28 protein-coding genes are annotated in these 26,023 nt (G+C 30.3%); 20 read left to right on the top strand and 8 right to left on the bottom strand.

Annotation, left to right across the window (positions count from 1 at the left end; genetic code table 11):
- The first annotated feature begins 13 nt into the window (after positions 1-13).
- From CVOLT_RS06995 to CVOLT_RS06985, 3 genes are all read left to right on the top strand, one after another.
- A complete protein-coding gene (locus CVOLT_RS06995; protein ID WP_039666062.1) occupies positions 14-982 on the top strand; it encodes a catalase-like heme-binding protein in 969 nt (322 codons plus the stop codon).
- Positions 983-1,084: 102 nt separating this feature from the next.
- Positions 1,085-4,348, top strand: coding sequence for a carbamoyl-phosphate synthase large subunit (gene carB / locus CVOLT_RS06990; RefSeq protein WP_039666061.1), 3,264 nt, complete (start codon positions 1,085-1,087; stop codon positions 4,346-4,348).
- The gene (locus tag CVOLT_RS06985) at positions 4,345-4,767 is read left to right on the top strand and encodes a hypothetical protein (RefSeq protein WP_012662092.1); all 423 of its coding nucleotides are present in this window, start codon (positions 4,345-4,347) and stop codon (positions 4,765-4,767) included. Before carB ends, CVOLT_RS06985 begins: the two co-directional genes overlap by 4 nt.
- Here CVOLT_RS06985 and CVOLT_RS06980 read toward each other — a convergent pair whose 3' ends face one another.
- On the bottom strand, positions 4,768-5,802 hold the full coding sequence (locus tag CVOLT_RS06980) for an isoaspartyl peptidase/L-asparaginase family protein (protein ID WP_012662091.1): 1,035 nt from the start codon (positions 5,800-5,802) through the stop codon (positions 4,768-4,770).
- A gap of 171 nt (positions 5,803-5,973) precedes the next feature.
- Here CVOLT_RS06980 and CVOLT_RS06975 point away from each other — a divergent pair, with 171 nt between their 5' ends.
- The 3 genes from CVOLT_RS06975 to bioD are packed head-to-tail and all read left to right on the top strand — an operon-like array spanning position 5,974 to position 7,215.
- Positions 5,974-6,321 (top strand): DMT family transporter, encoded by a 348-nt coding sequence (locus CVOLT_RS06975; protein WP_012662090.1) that lies wholly within the window; start codon positions 5,974-5,976, stop codon positions 6,319-6,321.
- Entirely contained in the window at positions 6,321-6,635 is a 315-nt protein-coding gene (locus CVOLT_RS06970; protein WP_012662089.1) for a DMT family transporter, read from the top strand. Before CVOLT_RS06975 ends, CVOLT_RS06970 begins: the two co-directional genes overlap by 1 nt.
- A gap of 7 nt (positions 6,636-6,642) precedes the next feature.
- Positions 6,643-7,215 (top strand): dethiobiotin synthase, encoded by a 573-nt coding sequence (gene bioD, locus CVOLT_RS06965; protein WP_012662088.1) that lies wholly within the window; start codon positions 6,643-6,645, stop codon positions 7,213-7,215.
- Here the strand turns inward: bioD and CVOLT_RS06960 are convergent.
- Positions 7,189-8,457, bottom strand: coding sequence for an adenosylmethionine--8-amino-7-oxononanoate transaminase (locus CVOLT_RS06960; RefSeq protein ID WP_039666060.1), 1,269 nt, complete (start codon positions 8,455-8,457; stop codon positions 7,189-7,191). The genes bioD and CVOLT_RS06960 overlap by 27 nt on opposite strands.
- A 129-nt stretch (positions 8,458-8,586) precedes the next feature.
- On the opposite strand from CVOLT_RS06960, the gene CVOLT_RS06955 reads away from it, so the two are divergent.
- From CVOLT_RS06955 to CVOLT_RS06940, 4 genes are read left to right on the top strand one after another with little or no spacing between them, the layout of a single operon-like run.
- Entirely contained in the window at positions 8,587-9,141 is a 555-nt protein-coding gene (locus CVOLT_RS06955; RefSeq protein WP_012662086.1) for a TPR repeat protein, Sel1 subfamily, read from the top strand.
- Positions 9,141-10,265 carry an aminotransferase class I/II-fold pyridoxal phosphate-dependent enzyme gene (locus tag CVOLT_RS06950; protein WP_012662085.1) on the top strand — a complete coding sequence of 375 codons (1,125 nt, stop codon included), beginning with the start codon at positions 9,141-9,143 and terminating at the stop codon, positions 10,263-10,265. The genes CVOLT_RS06955 and CVOLT_RS06950 overlap by 1 nt, the downstream gene beginning before the upstream one ends.
- Positions 10,262-10,876 carry a pimeloyl-ACP methyl esterase BioG family protein gene (locus CVOLT_RS06945; protein WP_012662084.1) on the top strand — a complete coding sequence of 205 codons (615 nt, stop codon included), beginning with the start codon at positions 10,262-10,264 and terminating at the stop codon, positions 10,874-10,876. The genes CVOLT_RS06950 and CVOLT_RS06945 overlap by 4 nt, the downstream gene beginning before the upstream one ends.
- On the top strand, positions 10,873-11,574 hold the full coding sequence (locus CVOLT_RS06940) for a methyltransferase domain-containing protein (protein WP_012662083.1): 702 nt from the start codon (positions 10,873-10,875) through the stop codon (positions 11,572-11,574). The genes CVOLT_RS06945 and CVOLT_RS06940 overlap by 4 nt, the downstream gene beginning before the upstream one ends.
- Here the strand turns inward: CVOLT_RS06940 and CVOLT_RS06935 are convergent.
- The 4 genes from CVOLT_RS06935 to surE are packed head-to-tail and all read right to left on the bottom strand — an operon-like array spanning position 11,571 to position 14,618.
- Complete coding sequence (locus CVOLT_RS06935) at positions 11,571-12,392, bottom strand: CPBP family intramembrane glutamic endopeptidase (RefSeq protein WP_012662082.1); 822 nt, start codon at positions 12,390-12,392, stop codon at positions 11,571-11,573. The genes CVOLT_RS06940 and CVOLT_RS06935 overlap by 4 nt on opposite strands.
- A 12-nt stretch (positions 12,393-12,404) precedes the next feature.
- Positions 12,405-13,151, bottom strand: a complete 747-nt coding sequence (locus CVOLT_RS06930) for a class D beta-lactamase OXA-493 (protein ID WP_012662081.1) — start codon at positions 13,149-13,151, stop codon at positions 12,405-12,407.
- A 47-nt stretch (positions 13,152-13,198) separates the two neighbouring features.
- Positions 13,199-13,852: a tRNA cyclic N6-threonylcarbamoyladenosine(37) synthase TcdA gene (locus CVOLT_RS06925; protein ID WP_012662080.1), complete on the bottom strand. Its 654-nt coding sequence runs from the start codon at positions 13,850-13,852 to the stop codon at positions 13,199-13,201.
- Complete coding sequence (gene surE / locus CVOLT_RS06920; RefSeq protein ID WP_012662079.1) at positions 13,845-14,618, bottom strand: 5'/3'-nucleotidase SurE; 774 nt, start codon at positions 14,616-14,618, stop codon at positions 13,845-13,847. The genes CVOLT_RS06925 and surE overlap by 8 nt, the downstream gene beginning before the upstream one ends.
- 99 nt (positions 14,619-14,717) lie before the next feature.
- Here surE and CVOLT_RS06915 point away from each other — a divergent pair, with 99 nt between their 5' ends.
- The 3 genes from CVOLT_RS06915 to dcuC all read left to right on the top strand — a co-directional run bounded on the left by CVOLT_RS06915 (position 14,718) and on the right by dcuC (position 17,546).
- Positions 14,718-15,467 (top strand): major antigenic peptide PEB3, encoded by a 750-nt coding sequence (locus tag CVOLT_RS06915; protein WP_012662078.1) that lies wholly within the window; start codon positions 14,718-14,720, stop codon positions 15,465-15,467.
- Between the two features lie 72 nt (positions 15,468-15,539).
- Entirely contained in the window at positions 15,540-16,244 is a 705-nt protein-coding gene (gene pepE, locus CVOLT_RS06910; RefSeq protein WP_012662077.1) for a dipeptidase PepE, read from the top strand.
- A 9-nt stretch (positions 16,245-16,253) separates the two neighbouring features.
- Positions 16,254-17,546, top strand: coding sequence for a C4-dicarboxylate transporter DcuC (gene dcuC, locus CVOLT_RS06905; protein ID WP_012662076.1), 1,293 nt, complete (start codon positions 16,254-16,256; stop codon positions 17,544-17,546).
- A 16-nt stretch (positions 17,547-17,562) separates the two neighbouring features.
- Here dcuC and pepT read toward each other — a convergent pair whose 3' ends face one another.
- Positions 17,563-18,795: a peptidase T gene (gene pepT / locus CVOLT_RS06900; protein ID WP_039666059.1), complete on the bottom strand. Its 1,233-nt coding sequence runs from the start codon at positions 18,793-18,795 to the stop codon at positions 17,563-17,565.
- A gap of 151 nt (positions 18,796-18,946) precedes the next feature.
- Here pepT and CVOLT_RS06895 point away from each other — a divergent pair, with 151 nt between their 5' ends.
- The 5 genes from CVOLT_RS06895 to CVOLT_RS06875 all read left to right on the top strand — a co-directional run bounded on the left by CVOLT_RS06895 (position 18,947) and on the right by CVOLT_RS06875 (position 23,131).
- The gene (locus CVOLT_RS06895; protein WP_084059220.1) at positions 18,947-19,720 is read left to right on the top strand and encodes a cytolethal distending toxin subunit A/C; all 774 of its coding nucleotides are present in this window, start codon (positions 18,947-18,949) and stop codon (positions 19,718-19,720) included.
- A complete protein-coding gene (locus tag CVOLT_RS06890; RefSeq protein WP_039666057.1) occupies positions 19,717-20,511 on the top strand; it encodes a cytolethal distending toxin subunit B family protein in 795 nt (264 codons plus the stop codon). Before CVOLT_RS06895 ends, CVOLT_RS06890 begins: the two co-directional genes overlap by 4 nt.
- Positions 20,512-20,520: 9 nt before the next feature.
- Positions 20,521-21,084 carry a cytolethal distending toxin, subunit CdtC gene (locus tag CVOLT_RS06885; protein WP_039666056.1) on the top strand — a complete coding sequence of 188 codons (564 nt, stop codon included), beginning with the start codon at positions 20,521-20,523 and terminating at the stop codon, positions 21,082-21,084.
- Positions 21,085-21,185: 101 nt separating this feature from the next.
- Positions 21,186-22,871: a carbon starvation CstA family protein gene (locus CVOLT_RS06880; protein WP_039666055.1), complete on the top strand. Its 1,686-nt coding sequence runs from the start codon at positions 21,186-21,188 to the stop codon at positions 22,869-22,871.
- On the top strand, positions 22,868-23,131 hold the full coding sequence (locus CVOLT_RS06875; RefSeq protein WP_039666054.1) for a cory-CC-star protein: 264 nt from the start codon (positions 22,868-22,870) through the stop codon (positions 23,129-23,131). Before CVOLT_RS06880 ends, CVOLT_RS06875 begins: the two co-directional genes overlap by 4 nt.
- A gap of 18 nt (positions 23,132-23,149) precedes the next feature.
- Here CVOLT_RS06875 and CVOLT_RS06870 read toward each other — a convergent pair whose 3' ends face one another.
- On the bottom strand, positions 23,150-23,854 hold the full coding sequence (locus tag CVOLT_RS06870) for a cytochrome b/b6 domain-containing protein (protein ID WP_052243194.1): 705 nt from the start codon (positions 23,852-23,854) through the stop codon (positions 23,150-23,152).
- A 160-nt stretch (positions 23,855-24,014) separates the two neighbouring features.
- On the opposite strand from CVOLT_RS06870, the gene CVOLT_RS06865 reads away from it, so the two are divergent.
- Both CVOLT_RS06865 and lpxB read left to right on the top strand, forming a co-directional pair.
- Positions 24,015-24,920, top strand: coding sequence for an ArsA family ATPase (locus CVOLT_RS06865; RefSeq protein WP_039666053.1), 906 nt, complete (start codon positions 24,015-24,017; stop codon positions 24,918-24,920).
- Positions 24,921-24,928: 8 nt separating this feature from the next.
- Positions 24,929-26,023, top strand: a complete 1,095-nt coding sequence (lpxB, locus tag CVOLT_RS06860; protein ID WP_039666052.1) for a lipid-A-disaccharide synthase — start codon at positions 24,929-24,931, stop codon at positions 26,021-26,023.

The raw sequence follows: 26,023 nt of genomic DNA, 5'->3' as shown, positions 1-26,023 counted from the left end.
TTTAGGAGAATATATGAAAAAATACATTACTAGTTGTTTGGCTTTTTGCTGTTTAAGTGGGGCTATTTATGCAGATGAAGTAAAATATGACGCACAAAAAATAGCAGATATTTTTTACCAATTAAATGCTGATCCTAATAATCCCAAAGCAAAAGTTAATCACGCTAAAGGTTTTTGTGCTATGGGAAGTTTTGAGCCAGCTCAATCGATCAACAAAGAAATCGATGTTCCTTTATTAGCACAAAAAAATTTACCAATACAAGTAAGATACTCTTTAGGTGGAGCTTTTAAGGATGATAAAAGTAAAACTAGAGGAATGGCTATAAGAATTCAAGATCCAAAATCATCTTCAACTTGGACTATGGTAATGCTTAATACTGAAATCAATTTTGCAAAAAATCCTACCGAATTTGGACAATTTTTTGAAATGAGACTACCTGTAAATGGAAAAGTTGATCAAGAAAAAATCAAAAAAATGACACAAGAGGTTGATTCTTATAGAAATTTTGCTGCATATACTGATAAAATTGGTATTAGCAAAAGTGTAGCAAATACACCATTTTTCAGTATCCATACTTTTTATTTTAAACAAGCAAATGGTGATAATTTCATACCAGCAAGATGGAAACTTGTTCCAGTTGATGGGATTAAATATTTAGATGAAAATGAAATGAAAACTGCTAGTAAAGACTTTTTAAAAGAAGACTTTGAAAATCGCATAAAAACCCAACCAGTAGAATATAAAATGTATCTTGTTTATGCTAATAAAGATGACATCACTAATGACACCACAGCTTTATGGAAAGGTGAGCATAAAGAAAGCTTTGTTGGGACTTTTAAAGTCAATGCTTTAAGCCAAGAAGATTGTAATTTTGATGTATATTTTCCTTCAGATGTTCCACAAGGAGTTAATCCTCCAAAAGATCCTTTATTTGATGTGAGAAATGAAGCTTATGCCATCACTTTTGGAAAACGCCAATAAATAAATTTAGCCCCTTAAGGGCTAAAATCTTTTTCAAATTCAACTTTTATAAAAGCTAATCTTTGTTATAATCAAGCTAAAAAATCAGCTTAGGAAAATTCAATGCCAAAAAGAACAGATATAGAAAATATATTATTAATAGGCAGTGGGCCTATCGTTATAGGTCAAGCTTGTGAGTTTGATTACTCAGGGACTCAAGCAGCAAAAACCTTAAAAGAGTTAGGGTATAGAGTAGTTTTAATCAATTCCAATCCAGCTACGATTATGACAGATCCTGAATTTGCTGATGCAACTTATATAGAACCAATTACTAAAGAAAGCATTTTAAGCATTATAAAAAAAGAAAAAATTGATGCGATTTTGCCTACTATGGGTGGTCAAGTAGCGCTTAATGTTGCTATGGAAGTTTATGAAAGCGGTGAGCTTGGCGATGTGAAATTTTTAGGAGCAAATCCGCAAGCTATCAAAAAAGGCGAAGATAGACAAATTTTTAAAGAAAGCATGAAAAAAATTGGCATGGACTTGCCAAAATCTATGTATGCGTATAATTATGAAGAAGCCTTAAAAGCAGTTGAAGAAATTGGTTTTCCTTTGATGATAAGAGCTTCTTTTACTTTAGGTGGTGCAGGAAGTGGTGTGGTTTATAATATGGATGAATTTGCAGAGCTTGCAAATACTGCATTAGCACTAAGTCCAATCCATGAAATTTTAATAGAAGAAAGTTTGCTTGGTTGGAAAGAATATGAAATGGAAGTTATCAGAGATAAAAATGATAATTGCATTATAGTTTGTTCTATTGAAAATGTTGATCCTATGGGGGTTCATACGGGCGATTCTATCACTATAGCTCCAGCTTTAACTTTGACTGATAAAGAATATCAAGCTATGCGTAATGCATCTTTTGCTATTTTAAGAGAAATTGGAGTAGATACAGGTGGATCAAATGTGCAATTTGCTATAAATCCAACTAATGGTAGAATGATAGTTATTGAAATGAATCCTAGAGTTTCAAGATCTTCAGCTCTTGCAAGCAAGGCAACAGGTTATCCTATAGCAAAAATAGCCACACTTTTAGCAGTTGGTTTTAGTTTAGACGAAATTAAAAATGATATCACAGGAACTCCAGCTTCATTTGAACCAGTAATTGATTATATAGTTACTAAAATTCCTCGTTTTACTTTTGAAAAATTCCCAAATGCAAGTACTGAGCTTGGTACATCTATGAAGAGTGTGGGCGAGGTTATGGCTATAGGAAGAACCTTTAAAGAAAGTATTCAAAAAGCACTTTGCTCACTTGAGAGAAATTTAAGTGGGTTTGATATTATAGAGTGTGATAAAAATGAGCTTTTGGCAAAAATTCGCCAAGCTAATGAAAAACGCTTGCTTTATATAGCACAAGCTTTTAGAGAAGGTTTTAGCACACAAGAGCTTTTTGAGCTTTGCAAAATAGATCCTTGGTTTTTAAACCAAATCAAAGAAATAGTGGAATTTGAAAATCAAATAGATATGGATATTTTAAGTAATAAGCAACTATTAAGAAAAGCTAAAACCTTAGGTTTTTCGGATAAAAAAATCGCTAGCTTGATTAACCAAAAAGATAATCTTGAGTTAAGCCAAAATGATATTTATTATGCAAGAATTAAACACAAAATCATCGCTCAATATAGTGAAGTAGATACTTGTGCAGGCGAATTTGAGGCACTAACTCCGTATTTATACTCAAGTATTAATACAAATGAAGCTACTCAAATAAAAGAGAGTAAAGATAAAAAAGATAAAAAAGTGATGATTATAGGTGGTGGACCAAACCGTATAGGACAAGGCATTGAGTTTGATTATGCTTGCGTGCATGCTTCTTTTGCTCTAAAAGATATGGGCGTAAAAACTATAATGTATAATTGCAACCCAGAAACGGTTTCAACAGATTATGATACAAGTGATATTTTGTATTTTGAGCCAATTGATTTTGAGCATTTAAGAGCGGTTATTGATAGAGAAAGACCCGATGGAGTGATAGTTCATTTTGGTGGTCAAACTCCGCTTAAATTTGCAAAACGCCTTAGTGCTTTTGGGGCAAAAATCATAGGAACAAGTGCAAGAGTTATTGATTTAGCTGAAGATAGAAAGAAATTTGCTAAATTTATTGAAGATCTAGGTATAAATCAACCAAAAAATGGCACAGCCATAAGTGTAGAAGAGGCTATTATAAAAGCAAATGAGATAGGTTATCCTGTGCTTGTTAGGCCAAGCTATGTTTTGGGTGGTCGAGCAATGCGTGTAGTGCATGATGAGAGCGAGCTTAGGCTTTATATGCAAGAAGCGGTGGATGTAAGTGATAAATCTCCTGTATTAATCGATCAATTTTTAGATAATGCAACCGAGCTTGATGTGGATGCAATAAGTGATGGAAAAGATGTATATGTAGCAGGTATTATGGAGCATATTGAAGAAGCAGGAATTCATTCAGGTGATAGTGCTTGTTCTTTACCTGCTATAAATATAGATGAAACTATGCTTGAAATGATTGAGCAAAAAACAAAAGATATTGCTTTAAATTTAGGCGTAGTAGGACTTTTAAATATACAATTTGCTATACATGATAATAAGCTTTATATGATAGAGGTAAATCCAAGAGCAAGTAGAACCGTGCCTTTTGTAAGTAAAGCTACAGGAATTCCTTTAGCAAAGGTTGCAACGCGTGTGATGTGGCAAGGAAATTTAAGAGAAAGTTTGAAATTTTATGATATTTTCAAAGTAGTAGAAGAAAAAAATGGAATTTTAAGAGCTAAAAAACCAAAACACATTAGCGTAAAATCAGTGGTATTTCCTTTTGCAAAACTTAGCGGAAGTGATCTTGAGCTTGGGCCTGAGATGCGTTCAACTGGTGAAGTTATGGGTATTAGCAAAGATTTTGAAAACTCATATGCAAAAAGTCAGCTTGCATCATCAAATTTCTTACCAGAAAGTGGAAATGTGTTTTTATCATTAAGAGAGCAAGATAAAAAATATGCAGTAGATTTAGCTAGCGAGTATATTAAACTAGGATTTAAAATCATAGCTACAAGCGGCACTTATAAAATTTTACAAGAAGCAGGTTTAGAATGTGAGTTTGTACATAAAATTTCTGAAGGACGCCCAAATGTAGAGGATAAGTTAAAAAATTCTCAAATTCAACTTGCTATTAATACAAGTGATGAGCATAGTTTTAAAGGCGATACTAAAAAAATCAGAGCAAATATTTTACGCTTTAAAACCCCATATTTTACAAATTTAAGAGCAGCGTATGCAGGCGCAAAAGCAATTAAAGCTATACAAAATAAAACTTGCCTTGAAGTAAAGAGCTTACAAGAATACTTAAAGGTATGATTTATCTAGCTCAAACTGATACAACTGCAGGGTTTTTAAGCAAAGATTTAAAAGCCCTTAATGCTTTAAAAAAAAGACCTTTAAAACAAGATTGTTTAATTACCACAGCTAAATTTAGTGAGCTTAAAAAACTTACAAGAGTACCAAGTCATTTTAAAAATATCATTAGAAAATCCAAAAAAACTACTTTTTTATATCCTAACTCTAAAGCAATACGCGTCGTGAAAGATTGTACTCATGAGGAATTTTTGAAAGAGTTTGATTGGCTTTATTCTACTTCTGCAAATATTCATGGAAAAAAATTTGATCTAAACTGGGCTATGCAAAATGCAGATAAAATAGTAGATGAAAAGTTTTTTGAAAGCGGAGCCTCAAAGATTTTTAGACTTCGAGGCGTTAAAAAAGTTAAGTTGCGCTAATTATTTTTCAAGTGGCCAAAATACTTTTGGCTCTTCGCCGATTTTTGCTTGTCCATGATACATCCCAAGTTTATCTTTAGTCCAAGCATAGCCAACTTTTCCATTTTTATCTATTGAGATGATTCCGCCTGTGCCACCAAGTTTAGCTACTTGTTTGATAGTTTCTTCGGCTGCTTTTTGTACTGAAAGTTTTTTATATTTGTATAAAGACGCAACTTCATGAGCGGCAGCCACTCTTATATAAATATCGCCTGTTCCTGTACAAGAAATCGCCACTGAATCATTATTTGCATAATTTCCTGCCCCTATAATAGGAGAATCTCCAATGCGCCCTGTCATTTTATTTGTAGTACCACCTGTGCTTGTACCTGCTGCTAGATTGCCATTTTTATCTAAAGCTATTGCACCTACTGTGCCTAAATATGGCTCGGTACTTACGCCAAGATGTGCTTTTGCCTTATCACTATCTAATAATACTTCTTTGCTTTTTTTAGCTTCTTGAAGTTGTTTGTATCTATGCTCTGTAAAAAAGTATTTTTGCCCTACTATTTCTAAACCATGTTTTTTGGCTAATTTATCAGCACCTTCTCCTGCTATTAAAGTATGAGGCGTTTTTTCCATAACAAGTCTTGCTGCCTCTATAGGATTTTTAATCGTCCTAGCCATAGCAATTGCACCTGCTTTTAAATTTTTTCCATCCATTATAGATGCATCAAGCTCATTAAATCCATCAGAAGTAAAAACAGCACCTTTTCCAGCATTAAATTCAGGACTATCTTCCATTACTTTAATAGCAGCTATAACTGCATCAACAGAGCTTCCACCTTTTTCAAGTATGCTTTGACCTGCTTTTAAAGATTCTTTCATCACCTTTTCTCTTTTGGCAAATTCCTCTTTAGTAAGCCCTAAGCCACTTGTGCCACCGTGTATAACGATAATAGGTTCAAAATCTTTCGCAAAAGTATTATTACTTGTTAAGAACGCTAAGCTGGCCAATACCAATAAAGCCTTTTTACTACCCGCTAAAAAATTCATATGTTCTCCTTTTTAGTAAACCTAAAATTATATAATAATAAAAATTAAATATAAATTAATATTATAAAAATATTTATAATAATGATATTTTTTATTATATGTTTAGTTTTTGATTAAAGTTTTGTTTTTGTAATTTTAGTTATAATTTGCGATTTTGAAAAAAGGTAGATTATGATAGAACGAACAAAAATAAGCTCTAATTTTGGTTGGTTTATGGTGATTTTGGGTGGTTTGGTTGAGTGCTTTTGGGTAAGTGGTTTAAAGTATTCTAGTGAAATTTGGCATTATGCTTTAACAGCCATTGGAGTTTGCATATCTTTTACATGTTTTTTAAAAGCTTGTGAAAGACTTGAAGTGAGTATCGCTTATAGTGTTTTTGTCGGTATTGGCACGGTTGGAGTGGTGCTTAATGAGATGTTTGTTTTCAATGAGCCAAGCTCTATTACCAAGCTTACTTTAATAGCTATTTTGCTTTTAAGTATCATAGGTCTTAAAATCATTAGTAAGGAAGCTAAATAATGGAATGGTTCTTTTTATTTTTAGCGACTGCTTTTGAAATTTTTGGTGTGATTATCATGAAGCAACTTGTAAGCACTAAAAATAAACTTTATCTTTTGGCTTTGATAGTGTGTTTTGCTTTTTCTTTTGGATTTTTAAGTCTTAGTATGCAAAGTATTGCTATGAGTGTGGCTTATTCTATATGGACAGGAGCTGGAACTGCAGGCGGGGTTATCATCGGAGTGCTTTTTTATAAAGAAAGCAAAAGCTTTTTAAAACTTTTTCTAATAACCCTTATCATTGCTTGCACCGTGGGCTTAAAAATACTTTCATAGGTTTAAAATGAAAATTTATATAAGTGGTATAAATACAGATGTTGGCAAGACTTATTTAAGTGCTAGAATTTGCAAAGAATTAGGTTTTGATTATTTTAAGCTTATACAAGCAGGTGTGCCAAAAGATAGTGATGTAGTAGTTAAATTTAGTCCAAAAACTAAGATTTTTAAAGAAGGAATTTTTTTACAAACTCCTGCTTCACCGCATAAAGCAAGAATTTTAGAAAATTTAAACTATAAAGCTTTTGATATACAAATTCCACAAAGCGATAAGCTCATCATAGAGCTAGCTGGTGGGCTTTTTTCTCCAATTGATGATGAAAAAACTATGATTGATTATATGAGTGCATTTAAGCATCCTGCGATTTTAGTCGCAAAAGATTATCTAGGAAGTATCAATCACACGCTTTTAAGCATAGAAGCGCTAAAACAAAAAGATATTAAAATTCTTGCTTTAATCTTAAAAAGCCAAGATAATTTTAGCAAGGATTTTATAAGCAAATACGCTAAAATTCCTATCATAGAATTTGATGATAAAGTGTGCGAAAAACTTTCAAAACTCCTTAAAAATCTCTCTTAAAGACTGCACTACATAAGTAATCTCATCTTCATTTATAACATATGGTGGCATAAAATAAATCGTATTTCCAAGTGGTCTTAAAAGCAAGCCTTTTTCTAAGGCTCTTTGAAAGACTTCAAGTCCTGCTCTTTTGTATTTGCTCTTTTGTATATCAAATGCACTTACCATGCCTAAATTTCTAAAATTTCCTAAAAATTCAAATTCTTTTAAACTCTCCCATTGTGTTTTTATAAAAGCACTTTTGATTTTATTTTTTGCGATGATATTTTCATTTTCAAAAATATCCAAAGTCGCATTAACTGCTGTGCAAGCTAGGGCATTACCCGTGTAAGAGTGAGAGTGCAAAAAGGCCTTTTGACTCTCATAACTATCATAAAATTTCTCATAAATTTCATCTTTAGTAAGCACCACTGAAAGGGGTAAATACCCACCCGTGATAGCTTTAGAAAGACATATATAATCAATACTTTGTGAGCAATAATCTAGCGCAAACATCTCTCCTGTACGTCCAAAACCTGTGGCTATCTCATCAAATATCACTTGCACACCATAATCTTTAGCAAGCTTAATGGCTTCATTTAAATACCCAAGCTCATACATATGCATATTGCCCGCACATTGAAGTAAAGGCTCAAGTATAAAAGCACAAATTTCATGATGATGATTTTTTAAAATGCTTTCTAAAATTTCAAGTTCTTTTATATAATCCTTGCTTGTTGGCACAGGCGTTGTGATACTTTTTAAAAGTAAAGGCTCATAGGTTTTTTTATAAAGTGCTACATCGCCAACGCTTAATGCACCTAAGGTTTCTCCATGGTAAGAATTGCTAAGTGATAAGAATTTATCCTTTTTAGAGCCATTGTTTAAGTGGTATTGAAAACTCATTTTTAAAGCCACTTCTATGGCTGAACTACCATTGTCTGCAAAAAAGCATTTATCAAAAGGTAAAAGCTTGCAAAGTCTTTGTGAAAGCTTTATGATAGGCTCATGTGAAAAGCCTGCAAGCAAGACATGCTCTAAACTTTGAAGTTGATCTTTGATTTTTTCGTTGATGTATTCATTACAATGGCCAAAGATATTTACCCACCAAGAGCTAATGCAGTCTATGTAGGATTTTTCATCAAAATCATACAAATACACCCCCTTAGCCTTTTTTATAGGTATTAAAGGTAAAAATTCATGATCGCTCATTTGCGTGCAAGGGTGCCAAATGTGTTTTAAGTCTAGTTCTTTTAAATTCATTTTTACTTCTTTGATTTTTATTACTAATGATACTACAATTTTTACTCAAATTTATGCTTTAAAACGAAAAAGGATTATTTAGAAAATATTTATATAATTAGCTTTTTATCTTAAATTTAAAGGTAAAGTATGAAAAAAGTTTTGATTATCTTAGCGATTTTATTTTCAAATTTTGCATACTCACAAGAGGATATGCTCGAAAAAGATTGTATAGAAAATAAAAAAGGAAAAAGTTGTTTTAGACTTGGTTTTCGATATAAAATGTATGAAAATTACCTTAAAGCAGCGGAATTTTATAAAAGATCTTGTGAGTTAAATGACGATAATGGTTGTTTTGGGCTTGCAATTTTATATGAAACTGGAGAAGGTGTTAAAATGAATGGCTTAATGGCTGAAAAATTTTATAGTAAAGCTTGTTCTTTGGATAATTTTTATGCTTGCGCTCACCTTGGAGCTTTATATGAGAAAGGACAAATTGTCAGTAAAAATAATTTTAAAGCCGTAGAGCTTTATAGAAAAGCTTGTGATATGAACTATGAAGAAGGATGTAATAGTCTTGGTTTGATGTATGAAAATGGCAAAGGCGTTAGAAAAGACACTTCTAAGGCTTTAGAATATTTTGGTAAGGCTTGTGATTTAAAAAGCGATGAGGGTTGTCAAAACTACGCAAGGCTTAAACAATAATGCAAATTGCACAAATTTTAGATGAGTTAAAGCAACAAGATAATTTTAGAATTCTACGCTCATTGAAACATGAGGGAAAATATGTTATTTATAATGAGCAAAAATTGCTAAATTTAGCGAGTAATGATTATTTAAATTTAAGCAATGAAAAAGCATTGAAGCAAGATTTTTTAACGCATTTAAAAGAATTTGAATTTTCTAGTTCAAGTTCTAGAAGCTTGAGTGGAAATTATGAAATTTTTGAAGAATTTGAAAGCTTTTTAGAAAATAAATTTCATAAAAAAATTCTTCATTTTAATAGTGGTTATGCTTTAAATACAAGCTGTTTGCAAGCTTTAGGACTTTTAAAAAATACTTTGTTTTTAGCTGATAAACAAGTTCATGCAAGCATTATTGATGGTTTAAGGCTTAGTGGGGCTAAATTTTTTCGTTTTAAACACAATGATATAAAGCATTTACAAAGCTTAGTGCAAAAATATCATAAAGAATTTGAAAATATCATCATTATAAGTGAAGCTTTATTTAGCATGGATGGAGATTTTGCGCCTATAAAAGAATTTATAAACTTAAAAAAAGAATACAAAAATATCAAAATTTACATTGATGAAGCCCATAGTATAGGGTGCTTTGGTGATGATGGCTTGGGTTATGTGAAATTTTTGGGTTTAGAAAAAGAGATTGATTTTTTAGTATTTACTTTTGGCAAGGCTATTTCTTCTATGGGTGCTTGTATGATAAGTGATGAAAAAGAATTTTTTATAAATAAGGCTAGAGCTTTTATATACTCAACTGCTATTGCGCCGATAAACGTAGCTTGGACTTTGCATGTATTTAAGCATTTGCACAAATTTAACACTCAAAGAAATGAGCTTTTAAAATTAAGCGCTTGGTTTAAAAATGCTTTAGCAAGCAAAGGAGAGATTTTAGGTGAAGCTTATATAATATCTTTGATTTTAGGACAAAATGATTGGGCTAGTAAAACTTTTGATAAGCTTTTAAAAAATGGCTTTTTTGCACCAGCTATAAAAGAACCAACTATACCAAAAAATACTGCTAGGATTAGATTTTCTTTGCATAGTGGATTAAAAAAAGATGATTTAGAAAAAATTTTGGAGTTATTTTGAAAACATATTTTTTACATAAAAATGAAAACTCATCAAATTTGATCTTATTTTTTTCAGGATTTTGCTCGCATTTTAGCCATTTTTCGCATTTAAAAAGTGATGAAAATGTTTTAATGGTTTATGATTATAGTGATTTTAATTTTGATATAGATTTAACCAAATTTAAAAATATCACTTTAATAGCTTGGTCTATGGGAGTTTGTGTAGCAAGTAAAATTTTAAAAGATATAAAATTTGATAAAAAAATCGCTATAAATGGCACAGATTTACCTATAAATGATGAATTTGGGATCAAAGAAGCTATTTTTAGACTTACGATGAAAAAATTTGATTTAGAAAATTTTAAAAAAAATATGTTTGAAGATGATTTAAATTTGAGTAAAAATTTTAAATTTAATGATGAGTTTTATTTGAAAAATGAGCTTTTGAGTTTGTATGAATTTTGTACTAAAGATTTAAATGAAAATTTTATTTGGGATAAGGCTTTACTTAGTAAAAACGATAAAATATTTCCTTTTAATGCAAGTTTTAAATTTTTTAAAGATAAAGCTTTTATCTTAGATAAAGGACATTTTATATTTTTTGATTTTAACACTTGGAATGAGTTTTGAATTTTTTAAAGGCTAAAAATACTTATAGTGCTAATGCATTGGTGCAAAAAGATATGGCTATAAAGCTTTGCAAAATGCTTAGCGATGGTGATTTAAAATATTTTGATAGAGTTTTTGAATTTGGTTGTGGAGTTGGAATTTTTAGCCAAATTTTGCAAAAAAATATAAAATTTAAGCATTATTTTTTAAACGATATTTATCCTTTTGAAAACCCTTGCAAATATGATGAATTTGGCGTTTTTGATATGAATGAGCTTAAAAATCATCATTTTTTTAATAAAAAATTTGATCTTATAACTTCAAATGCTTGCGTGCAATGGCTTGATTTAGATTTATTGATAGAAAATATTTCTTTTATTTTAGAAAAAAATGCTTATTTTCTTTTTTCTACTTTTGGAGAAAAAAATTTCACTCAAATAAAACAAAGCACAAATTTATCACTTAAATATTTAAGCTTGGAGCAAATTAAACAAAAACTTTCTAAAAAATTTAAAATCATCAAAGCAAAAGAAGAATTAAAAGAATTAAAATTTGATCATACTTTAGAGCTTTTTAGGCATTTAAAATTAAGCGGGGTTAATTCTTTAGATAAAAATTTTTTCATAAGCAAGGCATTTTTGAAAAACTACGAAAAAGAATTTCAAAACACCTTGACTTATCACCCTATGTTTTTTTTGCTTGAAAAACACAACCATTAGTGTTTTAGGTAAAAGGGATAGGTAAAAAACACCAAATGGATTAAATTTAAACCATAGTGAAACAATACACTACTCCATAAGCTTTTTGAATACTTATAAGCTAAGCCATAAATCAAACCCGCTATACTAGCAAATACAATCATCAAAACACCGCTTTTGTAATGCACTAGTCCAAAAGCTATGCTTGCGATTAGTAAGGCAAGGTTGGGGTGGATAAACTGCGTAAGTCTTTGTTGGAGATAACCTCTAAAAAAAGCTTCTTCCACTAAAGCCACCAATAAAAGGTTTGAAAATAAAAAATACAAAATCCATGATGGTAAGCTGATTTCTAGCTTGATTACGTCTAAATACCAAGGCACACATAGCAAAAGAATGGGAGATAAAAATAACAAACCCCATTTTAATACTGAAGCTCTGGTGTAGTTTGTGTTTTTAAATAAAATTGGAAAAAGTAAAAAAAGTATAAAAATACCTAGTGGTTTGTCGATGCTAAAGTAAAGATTAAAAGGTGCACTATTTGTGCTTGCATAGACTTGATCTAAGACTTTGATGTTGTTTACGCCCGGGATAAAATGAAGAAATAAAGCCAAAGCATAGATAAACAAAGCTACTTCAAGTATGAAAAATTTTTTATACTGATACAATATAGCTATGATAAAAACTAATACATTAATCATTATAAAGGTTGCGTTTATAATGTTAAACATATATCCTAGTAAAAGTGAAAAGAGTAAAAATAAATACGATATTTTAGCTTTATCAAGTGAAAGTAACACCAAAGAAATAGCCAAAAAAAGATGAGTGCTTAAAGCCACCATATAAAATCCTTTTTATAATTGATCTAGATACAGTTGTACTATTTCTTCTCTTAGATAAAGCTTGTTAAAATCACTTATATTCATATTTAAAGCAAAAGCGTAAATTTTGTCACTTTTTTTACTTTTTATAAAACCTACGATTTGTCCATATTGTCTAAGACCCCAACCTGTTTTTGCAAAAAGTTCATAATGATCATTTTCTTTTAACTTGATGATATTAATCACTTCTTCTTGTATATGTTTAGGGTAGTCTAGTGTTAAATTGGCAAGCTTAAAAAGTAAAGTAGCTTGTTCTTTAAGACTAATTTGTAAAGAATCATCTATCCAAAACTCATCTATTTTACTTATTTTTTGGTTGCCATAATTAAGTTTATTTAAGTTTTTTTGCATTTTTTCTAAGCCTATTTTTCTAGCTAGTTCTTTATAAGCAGGTAGTTGTGATCTTTGCATAGCTAAAGCTAAGTTTGCATTATTTTTCCAAGATGGTAAAAATACTTTTTCACCTTTGTAATGATAAAAAATTTCATTAGTATCTTTCACAACACCTTCATTAAGTGCGATTAAGGCATTGAAAATTTTAAAAGTAGAGGCAGGTAAAATGCGTTTGTTTGCTTTTTTAAAGTCATTGCTATAATAATTTTTACCATCATAAGCTATAAAAACTCCACTTTCATTATAATCTTTAAAAAGATCTTTTAAATTTTCATTTGCCAAAGCAAAAGAGCAAAAAAGACCAAAAAGCAAAAATATTTTTTTCATTTTGTTTCCTTATATTTATATTAATACTAATTATATAGCATAAGAACTTATTTTTTTTTATTGAGTACTTTTCTTAAGGCTAAAGATGCTAGAGCGAGTCCAAAAGAGGCTGTCACACCCATAAAAGAACCAAGATCTTTACAATGAGCTTCTTCATCTGAAAATACTACATCAAAATCCCCTTTAAAGCCTGACTTTCTAAGTTCATAGCGGAATTTTTTAGCTAGGGCATCACCATGAGTTTTAAAGATGCTTGTGGTTTTAATGCGTGTTGGATCAAGTTTCCTAGCTCCACCAGTTGATGAGATAAAAATTTGCTTTTTTAAATCAACTAAGTTGGCTAAAGCAACTTTGGCAGGTATATCATCAATTGCATCAATGATTAAATCAAATTCGTTCAAATCAAAATTTTTTAAAAACTCATCATCAATTTTACTCACTATACCTTTAGCATTATAAATGCGTTCAAAAACCTTAGCCTTTTCTTTGCCTATATTTTCACTATGTAGTTGGCGGTTTTGATTGGTTGTTTCAAATTTATCTGCATCGATTAAAGTTAAATTGCTAAATCCACTTCTAAAAAGCGCATCAACACAAATTCCACCAACTCCACCAAGTCCGCAAACTAAAACTTTGGTATTTTGAAATTTAATAAAATTTTCTTCATTAACAAGCCATTTTATACGCGTGTATCTATCCATTTTTCATCCATTTTTTGAGATTTTTCATTTGTTTATAAGCTGTTAGATTAAGCATTATAGGGGTTATTGTGGCATAGCCTTGTTTTAAAAGTGTAATGTCTGATTTTTTTTCATCTTCATGATCAAGATTAGCAGCAGCTAACCAATAATACTCAATACCTCTTGGGTTGATATTGGAGTGAGCTTCATAGCTATAAATTCTTTTACCCGCTTTGCAAATTTTTATACCTTTGAAATTAGTTTTTGAAGATGGAAAATTGATATTTAAAAATTCTTTTTTGTCTAAAGGAAAACCTTTTTTGAAAACTTTTTTTACTATTTTTTTGGTTATATTAAGAGCGAGTTTGAAATTTAATTCTTTTTGATCATCTTGATAAAATTGCGATAAAGCAATAGCAGGAATTCCATGCAATACTGCTTCCATAGCACCTGCGCAAGTTCCTGAATAAGTGATGTCTTCTCCTACATTTGCACCTTTGTTTATACCACTGATGATAAGATCTGGCAGGTGATTTTTATACAAAGCATGTAAGGCTAAATACACACAATCTGCAGGTGTGCCATCTTCGAGTTTGTAAAATCTTTTTTTTACTTTTTGAAATCTTAAGGGTTTGGTTAAGGTTATAGAATGTGAGCAAGCTGATTTTTCATTTGCTGGAGCAACTATAGTAATTTCAGCTTTAAAGTGTTTTTTGAGCATTTTGGCTAGTTTTATCAAACCCTTGCTTTCGTATCCATCATCATTAGTTAGTAGAATTCTTTTCATATTTTTCCTAATTTTTTGTAAAATTATATCTATATTTTTAATTATTTATTTGCAAATATTTTTTATCATTACTTTTTTAATTTATTTTAAGGAAGAAAAATGAAAAAAATTTTAAGTTTATTTGGTGTTTGTGCTGTTTTTGCTAGCATGTCTTTTGCTGATATTAATATGTATGGTCCTGGTGGTCCACATTTTGCATTAAAAGAAGTTGCTAAAGTATATGAAGATAAAACCGGTGTTAAAGTAAATGTAAATTTTGGTCCTCAAGCTACTTGGTTTGAAAAAGCTAAAAAAGATGCTGATATTTTATTTGGCGCTTCTGATCAATCAGCTTTAGCAATAGCTACTGATTTTGATAGTTTTGATCCTAAAAAAATTCAACCATTATATTTTAGAGAAGCTGTTATACTAACTCAAAAAGGCAATCCTTTAAAAATCAAAGGTTTAAAAGATCTTGCTAATAAAAATGTAAAAGTGGTTGTGCCTGAAGGTGCTGGAAAAAGTAATACTTCTGGTACTGGTGTTTGGGAAGATATGATAGGTAGAACTAAAAATATCGATACAATAAAAAAATTTAGAAACAATATAGTAGCTTTTACTCCAAATAGCGGTGGTGCTAGAAAATTATTTTTAGATCAAAAAGCTGATGCTTGGATTACTTGGAGTGATTGGGTTAAAGCAAATCCTGATTTTGGTGATGTAGTAAGTATAGAAAAAGATTTAGTAGTATATAGAACTATCAATGTGGTTGCTAAAAATGATTCAGATAAACAAACACAAGATTTTATAAAATTCTTACAAACTGACGATGCTTATAAAATTTTTAAAAAATATGGCTACAATAAATAATATAAAATAATTTTTATATTAAAAAACAATTTTTGTATAATACCTTTTATAAATTTTTATAAAAGGTATTCTATGTCAAAACTTCTACTTTTTAGTGCTTCTGGCTATAAAGATAGCCCGTATTTAAGCCATACTATCGAATTTATAGATACATTTTTAAAAGAAAATGCAGCGATTGATGAGGACATACTTTTTATACCTTATGCAGGTGTTAGAAGAAGCTATGACGCTTATGAAGCTAAGGTAAAAGATGGTTTAAAAAAAGATAATATTAAATCTTTACACCATTTTAGTGATAAAAAAGAAGCTATTTTAAATGCTAAGGTTTTTTTAGTGGGTGGTGGAAATAGCTTTATGTTGTTATCTAAGCTTTATGAGTATGATTTATTAGAAGTGTTAAAAGAGCGTATTATAAATGGAGCTTGTTATATAGGTTGGAGTGCAGGATCTAATATAGCAGGAAAAAGCATAATGACTACCAATGATATGCCTATAATTATGCCAAAAAGTTTTGATAGTTTAGGCGTGTTTAAACATCAAATCAATCCACATTTTATAAGTGGTAAAATCGCTGGGCATAATGGAGAAAGCAGAGAAGAGCGTTTGGAGGAATTTTTAATCACTAATCCTAAAGATATAGTATATGCCATCCCTGAAGGTTCTGCCTTAAAAGTGCAAGGAGATGTTTTAAAAATCGTAGGTCATCATGATATTTTAAAAATACAATATCCTTTTGAGATCGAATATTTAAAAACTAATTGTGAATATAAAATTTAAAGGAAATAAATGCAAGCTTTATATCTTTTAATTGCTATTTTAGGTGTTATTGCTGTGGTGTATTTACTAATAAAAAAAATAGAAACCAAAACAGCATTAATCGGGGTAGGGTTTATCTTGTGTTTGCTCTCTTTAAAACCTACAGAGGCTTTGAGTGCTTTTACTCACGCTATGGTTCAACCTGCTTTGATTAAAGCAATTTGTGCGAGTATGGGTTTTGCTTTTGTGATGAAAGTTACAAAATGTGATAAGCATTTGGTAAAACTTTTAACAGCACCTTTGAAAAATGTAGGATTTTTCTTAATTCCACTTGCTTTTATGGTAACTTTTTTCATAGCTATTGCTATACCTTCAGCTGCTGGGTGTTCGGCTGCAGTAGGAGCTACTTTAATACCACTTTTAATGGCTTCGGGTATAAAACCTGCTATGGCAGCAGCTACTGTTCTTTGTGGAACTATAGGCGGTATTTTAAGTCCTGGGGTTTCACATACAGCTTTAATCTCTGAAATTTCTGGTAAAAATATACAAGAAATAATCTTGGTACAAACTCCAAATGCTCTAACAGCAGGAGTGATAGTTATGATTTCTTTGATGATTATGGCTTTGATTTTTAAAGATTATCAAAAAGGTAAAGCATTTGAAGTAGCAAATCAAAATGTAAAAGAAGAAAGTATAGAAAAAGTCAATATTTTATACGCTTTAATGCCTTTGGTGCCTTTGGCGATTTTGATAATAGGTGCAAGTCCTTTGCATGCGTATGAATTTTTGTCTTGGACTTCTAAAATAGGCGTGGCTGAAGCTATGCTTTTAGGAGCTATTATAGCTATAGTTGTAACTTGGAGTAAGCCTGATACAATTTCAAAAGAATTTTTCAATGGTATGGGAAAATCTTATGCTGAAATCATTGGTATTATTATAGCAGCGAGTGTTTTTGTGGCTGGTCTTAAAGCATGTGGGGTAATAGATATAATCATAGAATGGCTTAAAAATGAGCAACATTATGTGCGTTTTGGTGGGACTTTTATACCATTTTTAATGGCTATGATCACAGGAAGCGGAGATGCTGCTGCTATGGCGTTTAATAAAGCAGTAACAATCCATGCTCAAGATCTTGGGTTTGATCAAGTTAAACTTGGTACAGCTGTAGCAATGTCTGCTGTGCTTGGAAGATATCTTTCTCCTATTTTGGGAGCTTGTATTATCGTTTCAGCTATTGCTGGGGTTAGTCCTTTAGAGATTGTCAAAAGAACAGCTTTAGGATGCGTGATTTCAGTGGTAGTGATTGCTTTTGTGTTATTATAAGTTTAAGCTTAAAAGCTTAAACTTCTTTAGCAGCTAGTATGATAATTTCTTGTATAACTTTACTAGCAGCTTTTAAGGAATTTACTGGTAAATATTCATAAATAGAGTGAAAATTATGTGCTCCTGTAAAAATATTTGGACAAGGTAATCCTTTTTCAGATAATACTGCTCCATCATATCCACCACGCATAGGGATGATTTTAGTTTTTATATTTAAATTTTCATAAGCTTGTAATGCAAGTTTTATAGGTAAAGAATCCGTGCTTTTTAAAGAATTAAATACATTTTTATATCTATTGCTTAATTTTATATTGATTCTTTCTTCTCCATAAAGAGTTTTAAAACTATCACATAAATTTTGTAAAAATTGCATTCTTTGAGTGTATTTTTCATCATCAAATTCTCTAACATCTATTTTTAATATAGTTTTAGCACTATTACCTTTTAAATCTTTTACCCAAAAATATCCTTCTTTATTTTCTGTATATTCTGGAGCTTCTCCATTTGGTAGCATAGATATAAATTTATGAGCTAGTATTAAAGAATTTATCAGTTTTCCTTTAGCACTCATAGGATGAGCTGATTTGCCTATAAATTCGACTTCGCAATCACCTGCGTTCCAATTTTCATATATAAACTCGCCTATTTCACAACAATCTAAACAATATCCAAAATCTGAATTTATTTCTTTTATATCAAAAGCTTTGGCACCTCTTAAGCCTTGTTCTTCATCTGGTAAAAAACAAGCATAAATATCTCCATGTTTAATATCAGGATTTTTTACAAAAAACTCTAACATATCCATTATAGCAGCAATAGCAGCTTTATCATCAGCTCCTAATAAACTCGTGCCATCTGTATGGATGATATCATCATTTATATAATTTTTAAGTTCTTTAAATTCATCTTCTTTTAGATATAAATTTAAATCTTTGTTTAGACAAATATCTCCGCCTTTATAATGTGTAATTTGAGCTTTGGTATCATTTATTTGCTCCATACTTGTATCTAAATGTGCAAAAAAAGCTATTTTAGGAGCATTTTGGGTGTTTGCTGGTAAAAGAGCTGTTGTGATAGTGCTTTCTCTTCTTTTTATGTCTTTTAAGCCTAATTCTTGTAGTTCTTTTTCAAGTAATTTTGCAAGATCTGTTTGGTTTGGGCTTGATGGCATTATGCCTTTAGCTCCATTTTCTCTGCTTGTTGTAGTGTTTATTTTTGTGTAGTTTATAAATCTTTCAACTATACCCATATTTTTTCCTTTTTTAATATTAAATATGTTATTGTAGCAAATATTTAAATTTTTAATTATTATTAAAAATTTGTCGATTTATGTTTTATTAATATTTTATAATGAATTTTAAAAATGTTTAGGAGGTTTTTTTGTGAATAAAAAGATTTTCATGATTTTTTGTTTTGTAATGCTAGTTTTGGGTTGTTCTTCCAAAGAAGATTTAAATCCTTTAGGTAGATCTTTGGGCGATATGTATGATGATGATCCTTTAAAATTAGGTAATGCTCCAGGCAAACCTGCAAAGGAAATTAGACCTACGACTTCAACTTCTAATTCTAAGGTTAAAATTCCACCCCATCCACCAATTTTAAAATCAAATCCATCTAACACAAATGAAAATCCTCAACCAAGGCTAACTAGCGAAGGGAAATTCAATGAAGTTGGGGTATTTGAAAGTAGTGGTGTGACGAGTGATTTTGTAACTATTATGAATCCAGCTGGAACTATTTTGGTAATGTCAAATTTAAATCCAGGTAATTGGATTTGGGGTTATACTTTGTTAAATAGTAAAAATTTTGGCAATGCTAGAGCTTGGCAGTTAATAGAATTTCCAAAAAATATGGTTATGATTAAAAATGCTAGAACAGGAACTTGTTTAAATGCTTATAAAGGCGGAGTGGTGCATTATACTTGTGATCCTAGCAATCAAGCTCAATTTTGGACTTTAATTCCATTTGATAATAAAGCTGTTAAAATTCAAAATTTAGCCACCAAATTGTGCTTACAATCTTTTATAAAAGATCCGCTTAGAGATTTTGACAAGGTTAGTCAGATTTTTCTTACAAAATGTGTTAAAAAAGGAGAGTCAAATTTAGATCAGCAATGGTATATAACTGCACCTCCATTTACTGCAAAACCACTTTATAGAAAGGGTGAAAAATGAAAAAAATATTATTAATATTATTTAGTTTTGTATATGCTTTTGCAGGATTTGAAAATTATAATATAGGTACTTGGAATTTGCAAGGTTCATCAGCTGCAACCACAGAAAGCAAATGGACTATAAGTATAAGACAATTAATAACAGGAGAAAATCCTTTAGATATTTTAATGGTTCAAGAAGCTGGGACGCTACCTTCTACTGCGGTTATGACTCAAAGACATGTGCAACCTGGGGGAATTCCTATAGATGAATATACTTGGAATTTAGGAACCTTATCGCGTCCAAATAATGTGTTTATTTATTATTCTCGTATAGATGTGGGGGCAAATCGTGTCAATTTTGCAATCGTTAGCAGGCAAATGGCTGATGAGGTAATTGTAATACAACCTCCAACAGTAGCATCGCGTCCTATAGTAGGTATTCGCATAGGTAATGAAGCTTTTTTAAATATACATGCTATTGCTTCTGGAGGGACTGATGCGGGTGCTTTAGTAACAGCAGTTGATGATTATTTTAGAACTAGGCCAAATATAAACTGGATGGTTGCAGGTGATTTTAATAGAGAACCTTTGGATACTTTAAGATTGTTAGATAGAGATTTGTTAAGAAGAGTGAGTGTGTTTTACCCGCCTAGTTTTACACAAACTACATCTAGAAGAACGATTGATTATGCTATAGTGGGAAATGCTATGAGACAAACTCCACCTTTATTGTCAGCTGTGTTGATGTTTGCTGGACTTAGAACCTTTTTAGCATCAGATCATTATCCTGTAAATTTTAGAAAATTTTGAAAGTTTAATATGAAAAAAGTTATTGCTATATTTTTATTAATGTTTAATTTTGCGTTTGCTGAGATGGAATCAACTGATTCTACTTTAATGCTTAGTATTAGATCTTTAGAAACAGGTATAACTTTGAGTCCTTTTAGGGAAACCTCTCAAGATCTTAGAGATCAAAACTGGATAGTAAAAGAAATTCAATTAAATGAAAAATTAAAGGAAAAAGACAAAATGGCAGATAGATTGCCTTTTGGTTATGTTCAATTTACTCATCCAAGTGATAAAGATATATGTTTAGCCATTGCACCAAGTGGCTTTTTTGTAGGGAAATCTTGCAGTATAGATTTACAAAAAGGAGAAATGGAAACGGTTTTTTCTATTATGCCTACTACAACTTCAGCTGTTCAAATAAGATCTTTGGTTTTAAATAGTGATGAGTGTATAGTTACTTTTTATAATCCAAATGTTCCTATCGAGCAGCGTTTCGGTTTAGATTTTTGCACTATTGATCCAGTATTTTTTGCTGAATTAAATGAACTTATGATTTTAACACCAGCATTAATGAATGCTCAACCTTTAGAGTAAGTTTTTCTAAAATATCAGTAAAAATTTATGTATTTTTACTGATAGAAAGAATTTGTATAACAAAAATGGTATAATCAATATAATTTCACAAAAGGAGTTATATGAGTGCTAGTATTTTGTTGATTATTGGTGTTGTTATGTTTGTATTTGGTTATTTTGTTTATTCTAAATTTGTAGCCAAATATATCCTAAAACTTGATGATAAAAACATCACTCCTGCTCATGAATTTAGAGATGAGATTGATTATGTCCCTGCAAATAAATTTGTATTATGGGGACATCATTTTACCGCTGTTGCTGGTGCTGCACCTATAGTAGGGCCTGCTATAGCTGTTCAATGGGGATGGTTGCCAGCATTTTTGTGGGTTGTGTTAGGAACGGTGTTTTTTGCTGGAATTCATGATATGTCAGCTTTATGGGCTAGTGTCAAAAATCAAGGAAAATCCATAGGCAATGTTTGCCAAAAAGTCATAGGAACAAAAATTGGGCAATTGTTTATGGTGGTGATATTTTTAGTTCTTTTAATGGTAAATGCTGCATTTGGTGTTATCATAGCAAAAGAATCAGTGGAGTATCCAACCACTATCATACCTGCTTGGGGTGCGATTTTAATAGCTTTGTTAATGGGTCAGGCTATATATAGATTTAAAATGAATCTAGCTTTAGTTACCATAGTAGCTGTTGTTTTACTATATGCTTTAGTGCCAATTGGCGTTGCTTATCCTGTGAATTTACCTGAAAATGTAGCAGGGCTTGATTCTTTAAGACAATGGGTTGTGATTTTATTTATATATGCTGGAATTGCTTCTATTTTGCCTGTTTGGATGCTATTGCAACCTAGAGATTATGTAAATGGGGTTCAACTTGTCATAGGATTGATGCTTTTATATGGCTCTATTATTATAGTAAATCCTACTGTTTTAGCTCCTGATATCATTCCTGCTATAAAAGCTGGAGATTATAGTTTGATCATACCTGTTTTGTTTATAACTATAGCTTGTGGTGCTATAAGCGGTTTTCATGGTATAGTAGCAAGTGGAACTACTTCTAAACAAATCAACAAAGAGAGTGATGTAAGATTTGTTGGGTATTTAGGATCTGTTGGAGAAGGAAGTTTGGCTTTAGGGACAATTATAGCTTGTGTAGCTGGGGTTGGACTTTTAAGTGCTAATGCTGGGTTAAATCCTGATACATGGACAAGCCTTTTCAAACCTGGTGCGGGTAATTTTGCTTCTGGTGGTGGAGCTATAGTATCAAATGCTACTGGACTTTCTTTTGAAGCAGCTTCTACTTTATTTTCGCTAATGCTTATTTTGTTTGCAGCTACAACTATGGATGCTGGTATAAGACTTCAAAGATATATCATCCAAGAATGGGGTGAAATTTACAAAATTCCTTTTTTAAGAAAAAATGTTATTGCGACTATTTTAGCTGTGGGTATATCTTTTATAATGGCGATGAATGGTATAGGAGAAGGCGGTAAAAATGAAGTTGCGATTTGGCCTTTATTTGGTGCGACAAATCAAATACTAGCTTCGCTAACTTTGCTAACTATAGCGGTTATTTTGATTAAAAATAAAAAAATAGGTGGATCTTTGGTCGTTTTAGTCCCTTTAGTGTTTATATTGATCATGGCATTTTGGGGTGCTTCGATAAAAGTTTTTGAATTTTATAATCAAGGTAATTGGTTGTTATTGGTAATTGATATTTTAGTTTTAATTGTTACTATAATGGTGGTTTTATCAGCATTATCAACCATAAGTAAAACTTTAAGTGATAATAAATGAAAGCATTTTATAGCTTTTCTAAAAAATTAGAAGAATTTTATTTTTCTAAATATGGAAAAGCTATAAAAAAAGAGCAAGAAGAAATCGATGATTTTTTTATGATCATCACTTTTTCAGAGCTTATGGGTATAGAAAATCCTTTTATGCTACAAACTTTAGAGCTTATGCCTATTTTGTCGCCAAAATTCCATAAATGGCATACAAAGATGGGCTTAAAGCATAGTGTTTTTGATAATTTTCCTTGCTCATGTTGTTGTTAAATTTTTAACAACAACTTATTATTGATATAAAAAATTACTTACAAAAGTAGAATTTTGATCTATGCCTATAATTTTATTATTTGGATCAAGTAAGTAAAAAAATAATACAACTAGCGATATTAAAAACATAGCAAATAATAATTTTTGAAAAATATTTAAAGACACGCTTTCATCTTTTTGCGTTGTTTTATAACCATAAATCATAGAATCTAAAGCATCACATTTATTATAAAATTTATCTATTAAAACGCCTATTATATGAACTATAGCTATAAAAACAAAGATATTGACAAAAATTTCATGTAAATGCTTGAAAAATTTATAGCCATATCCAAAATGTAAATTCGCAAAAAATCCTGCTTTTTCTTCAACTCCTAAAGCCATCATACCTGTAATGAAGATTAAAATTCCTAAAACAAGCATGGAAATTATAGCTATACTAGAGGCTGGATTATGGCCTGTGAATTTTTTCTTGTCTTTTAAAATAGAAATTAAATATTCTTTTACACCCTTAAAATTAAAATCTTTAAATAAAGAATACCTAGTCCCAACAAAACCCCAAATAATACGAAAAAATACCACTACACCAAATAAAACTCCAAAAAGCGCATGATAATACAACAAACTATCAAAGTCAGAAGATAAATATGCCAAAGCAAGAAGTACTATAAGTAAAACATGTACAAATCTATTTACAAAGGTCCAAATATAACTTTTAACCATAAAATTCTCCATAATTTTAAATGTTTTGGTATAAATATTTGTAAATTGTCGCAAAATAAAGTGAAATTTGTGTGAAAGTAAATATTTTATCTAATAATTTTTTTAGATAAAATATATTTATAGATTTTTAGACTAAGTATAATTTTAAGGTATTGATTTTATGATTTTTCCAAGAGTGGTTTTTGTAGGTGGCAAAGGTGGCGTGGGTAAAAGCACTATGTCTAGTTCTATAGCAAAGATGTTATCTTTAAGTGGCAAAAAAGTGTTATTAATCTCAACTGATCCTGCACATAATTTAAAAGATATTTTTGATATAGAAAAAAATAATCAATTCAATACAAATTTACAAATACTAGAGTTAAATCCACAAAAAGAAGCAAAAGAGTATGTAGAAAATGTAAGCAAAGCAACCAAAGAGCTTATAAGTCCCAATTCTTATGAAATGCTTGATAATTACTATAAAATAGTCAAAGAAAGTGCTATTGCTCAAGAAAGTGCTATGTTTGATAAACTTATAAAAATTATAAGCGAGGATACAAATTTTGATCATATCATCATAGATACAGCTCCAACTGGCCATACTTTAAGATTATTTAAAATGCCAAAAAATTTAAAAATTTGGAGTGAGCTTTTATTAAAACAAAGAGAAAAAAACTCAAATTTACAAAATATCATCGGCAATATAGAAGGCAAAGACATTTTAAAGGATAATCTTGAAAATAGGCATTTAAGGTATTCTAAATTTTTAAATATATTAAAAGATAACAATCAATGTGCTATTTTACTAGTTTTAAATTTAGAAAAACTGCCTATTAATGAGACTTTAAGAGCTATTGAGGAATTGCACATAGAAAATATCACTCCTTTTGCGATAATCATAAATAAAATTCCACCTAATAGCAATGATGAATTTTTTAAAACTAGATTTGAGATAAGTTTGCAAAATTTAAAACTTGCAAGAAAGCTTTTTAAGGATTTTAATATATTAGAAATACCTTTGTATAATAAAGACATTTCTAGCGAAGTTGATTTAGAATTTATAATTAAGCATATAAAGTTATTTTAGGAAATTAAATGAAAACCTTTTTAGTTTGCGCCTTAGAGCCATCAGCAAATTTGCATTTAAAAGAAGTTTTAAAAGCTTATAAAGATGAGTATAAAGAATTTGATTTAGTCGGAATTTATGATGAGAATTTATGTAAAGAATTTGATTTAAAATCTAAGCCTTTATATAGTTCACATGAATTTAGCGCTATGGGTTTTATAGAGATTTTACCGCTTATTTTTAAAGCAAAAAAAGCTATAAAAGAGCTTGTAAATTTAAGTTTTGAAAAAAATGTAAATGCTATTTTATGTATAGACTCTCCAGCTTTTAATATACCATTTGCTAAGGCTTTGAAAAAAGCAAATTCTAAAATAAAAAGAATTTATTATATTTTGCCACAAGTTTGGGCTTGGAAAAAAGGACGCATTCCCATTATAGAAAGTCATTTTGATGTATTAGCTTCTATTTTACCTTTTGATGATAAATTTTTTAGCAAAAGCACTTATGTAGGACATCCGCTTTTAGATGAAATAAAAGAATTTAAGAGTGAAGATGATGTAAAAAATACACTTTCAAAAAAAGATGATGAAAAAATTATAGCTTTTTTACCAGGTTCAAGAAAAAGCGAAATAAAGCGTTTAATGCCTATTTTTAAGCAATTAAGCGCTAAATTTAATGGTGAAAAAATACTTTGTGTTCCTAAATTTAACTTAGAAAAATTAGATCTTTATGGTGATATAGATGGATTTAAGATAGAAAGCAATACTCCAAAAGTACTTAAAAAAGCTGATTTTGCTTTTATTTGTAGTGGCACGGCTACACTTGAAGCAGCTTTAGTTGGCACTCCTTTTGTGCTTGCTTATAAGGCTAAGGCTATAGATATATTTATAGCAAAAATATTTGTAAAATTGAAACACATAGGACTTGCAAATATATTTTTAGATTTTGCAGAAAAAGATGAGCTTAATCCCGAATTTTTACAAGAACAAGTCAATGTAAAAAATTTATATAATGCTTATTTAGATTATGATTATCAAGGATTTTTTGATAAAATTTCTTTTTTGAAATCTTATTTAAAATTTGCAAGTGCCAAAAATATTGCAAAAATACTATATGAAATTTAA

The organism is Campylobacter volucris (genome assembly GCF_008245045.1).
GTDB lineage: Bacteria > Campylobacterota > Campylobacteria > Campylobacterales > Campylobacteraceae > Campylobacter_D > Campylobacter_D volucris.
This window is presented reverse-complemented; position numbering and strand designations above follow the sequence as displayed.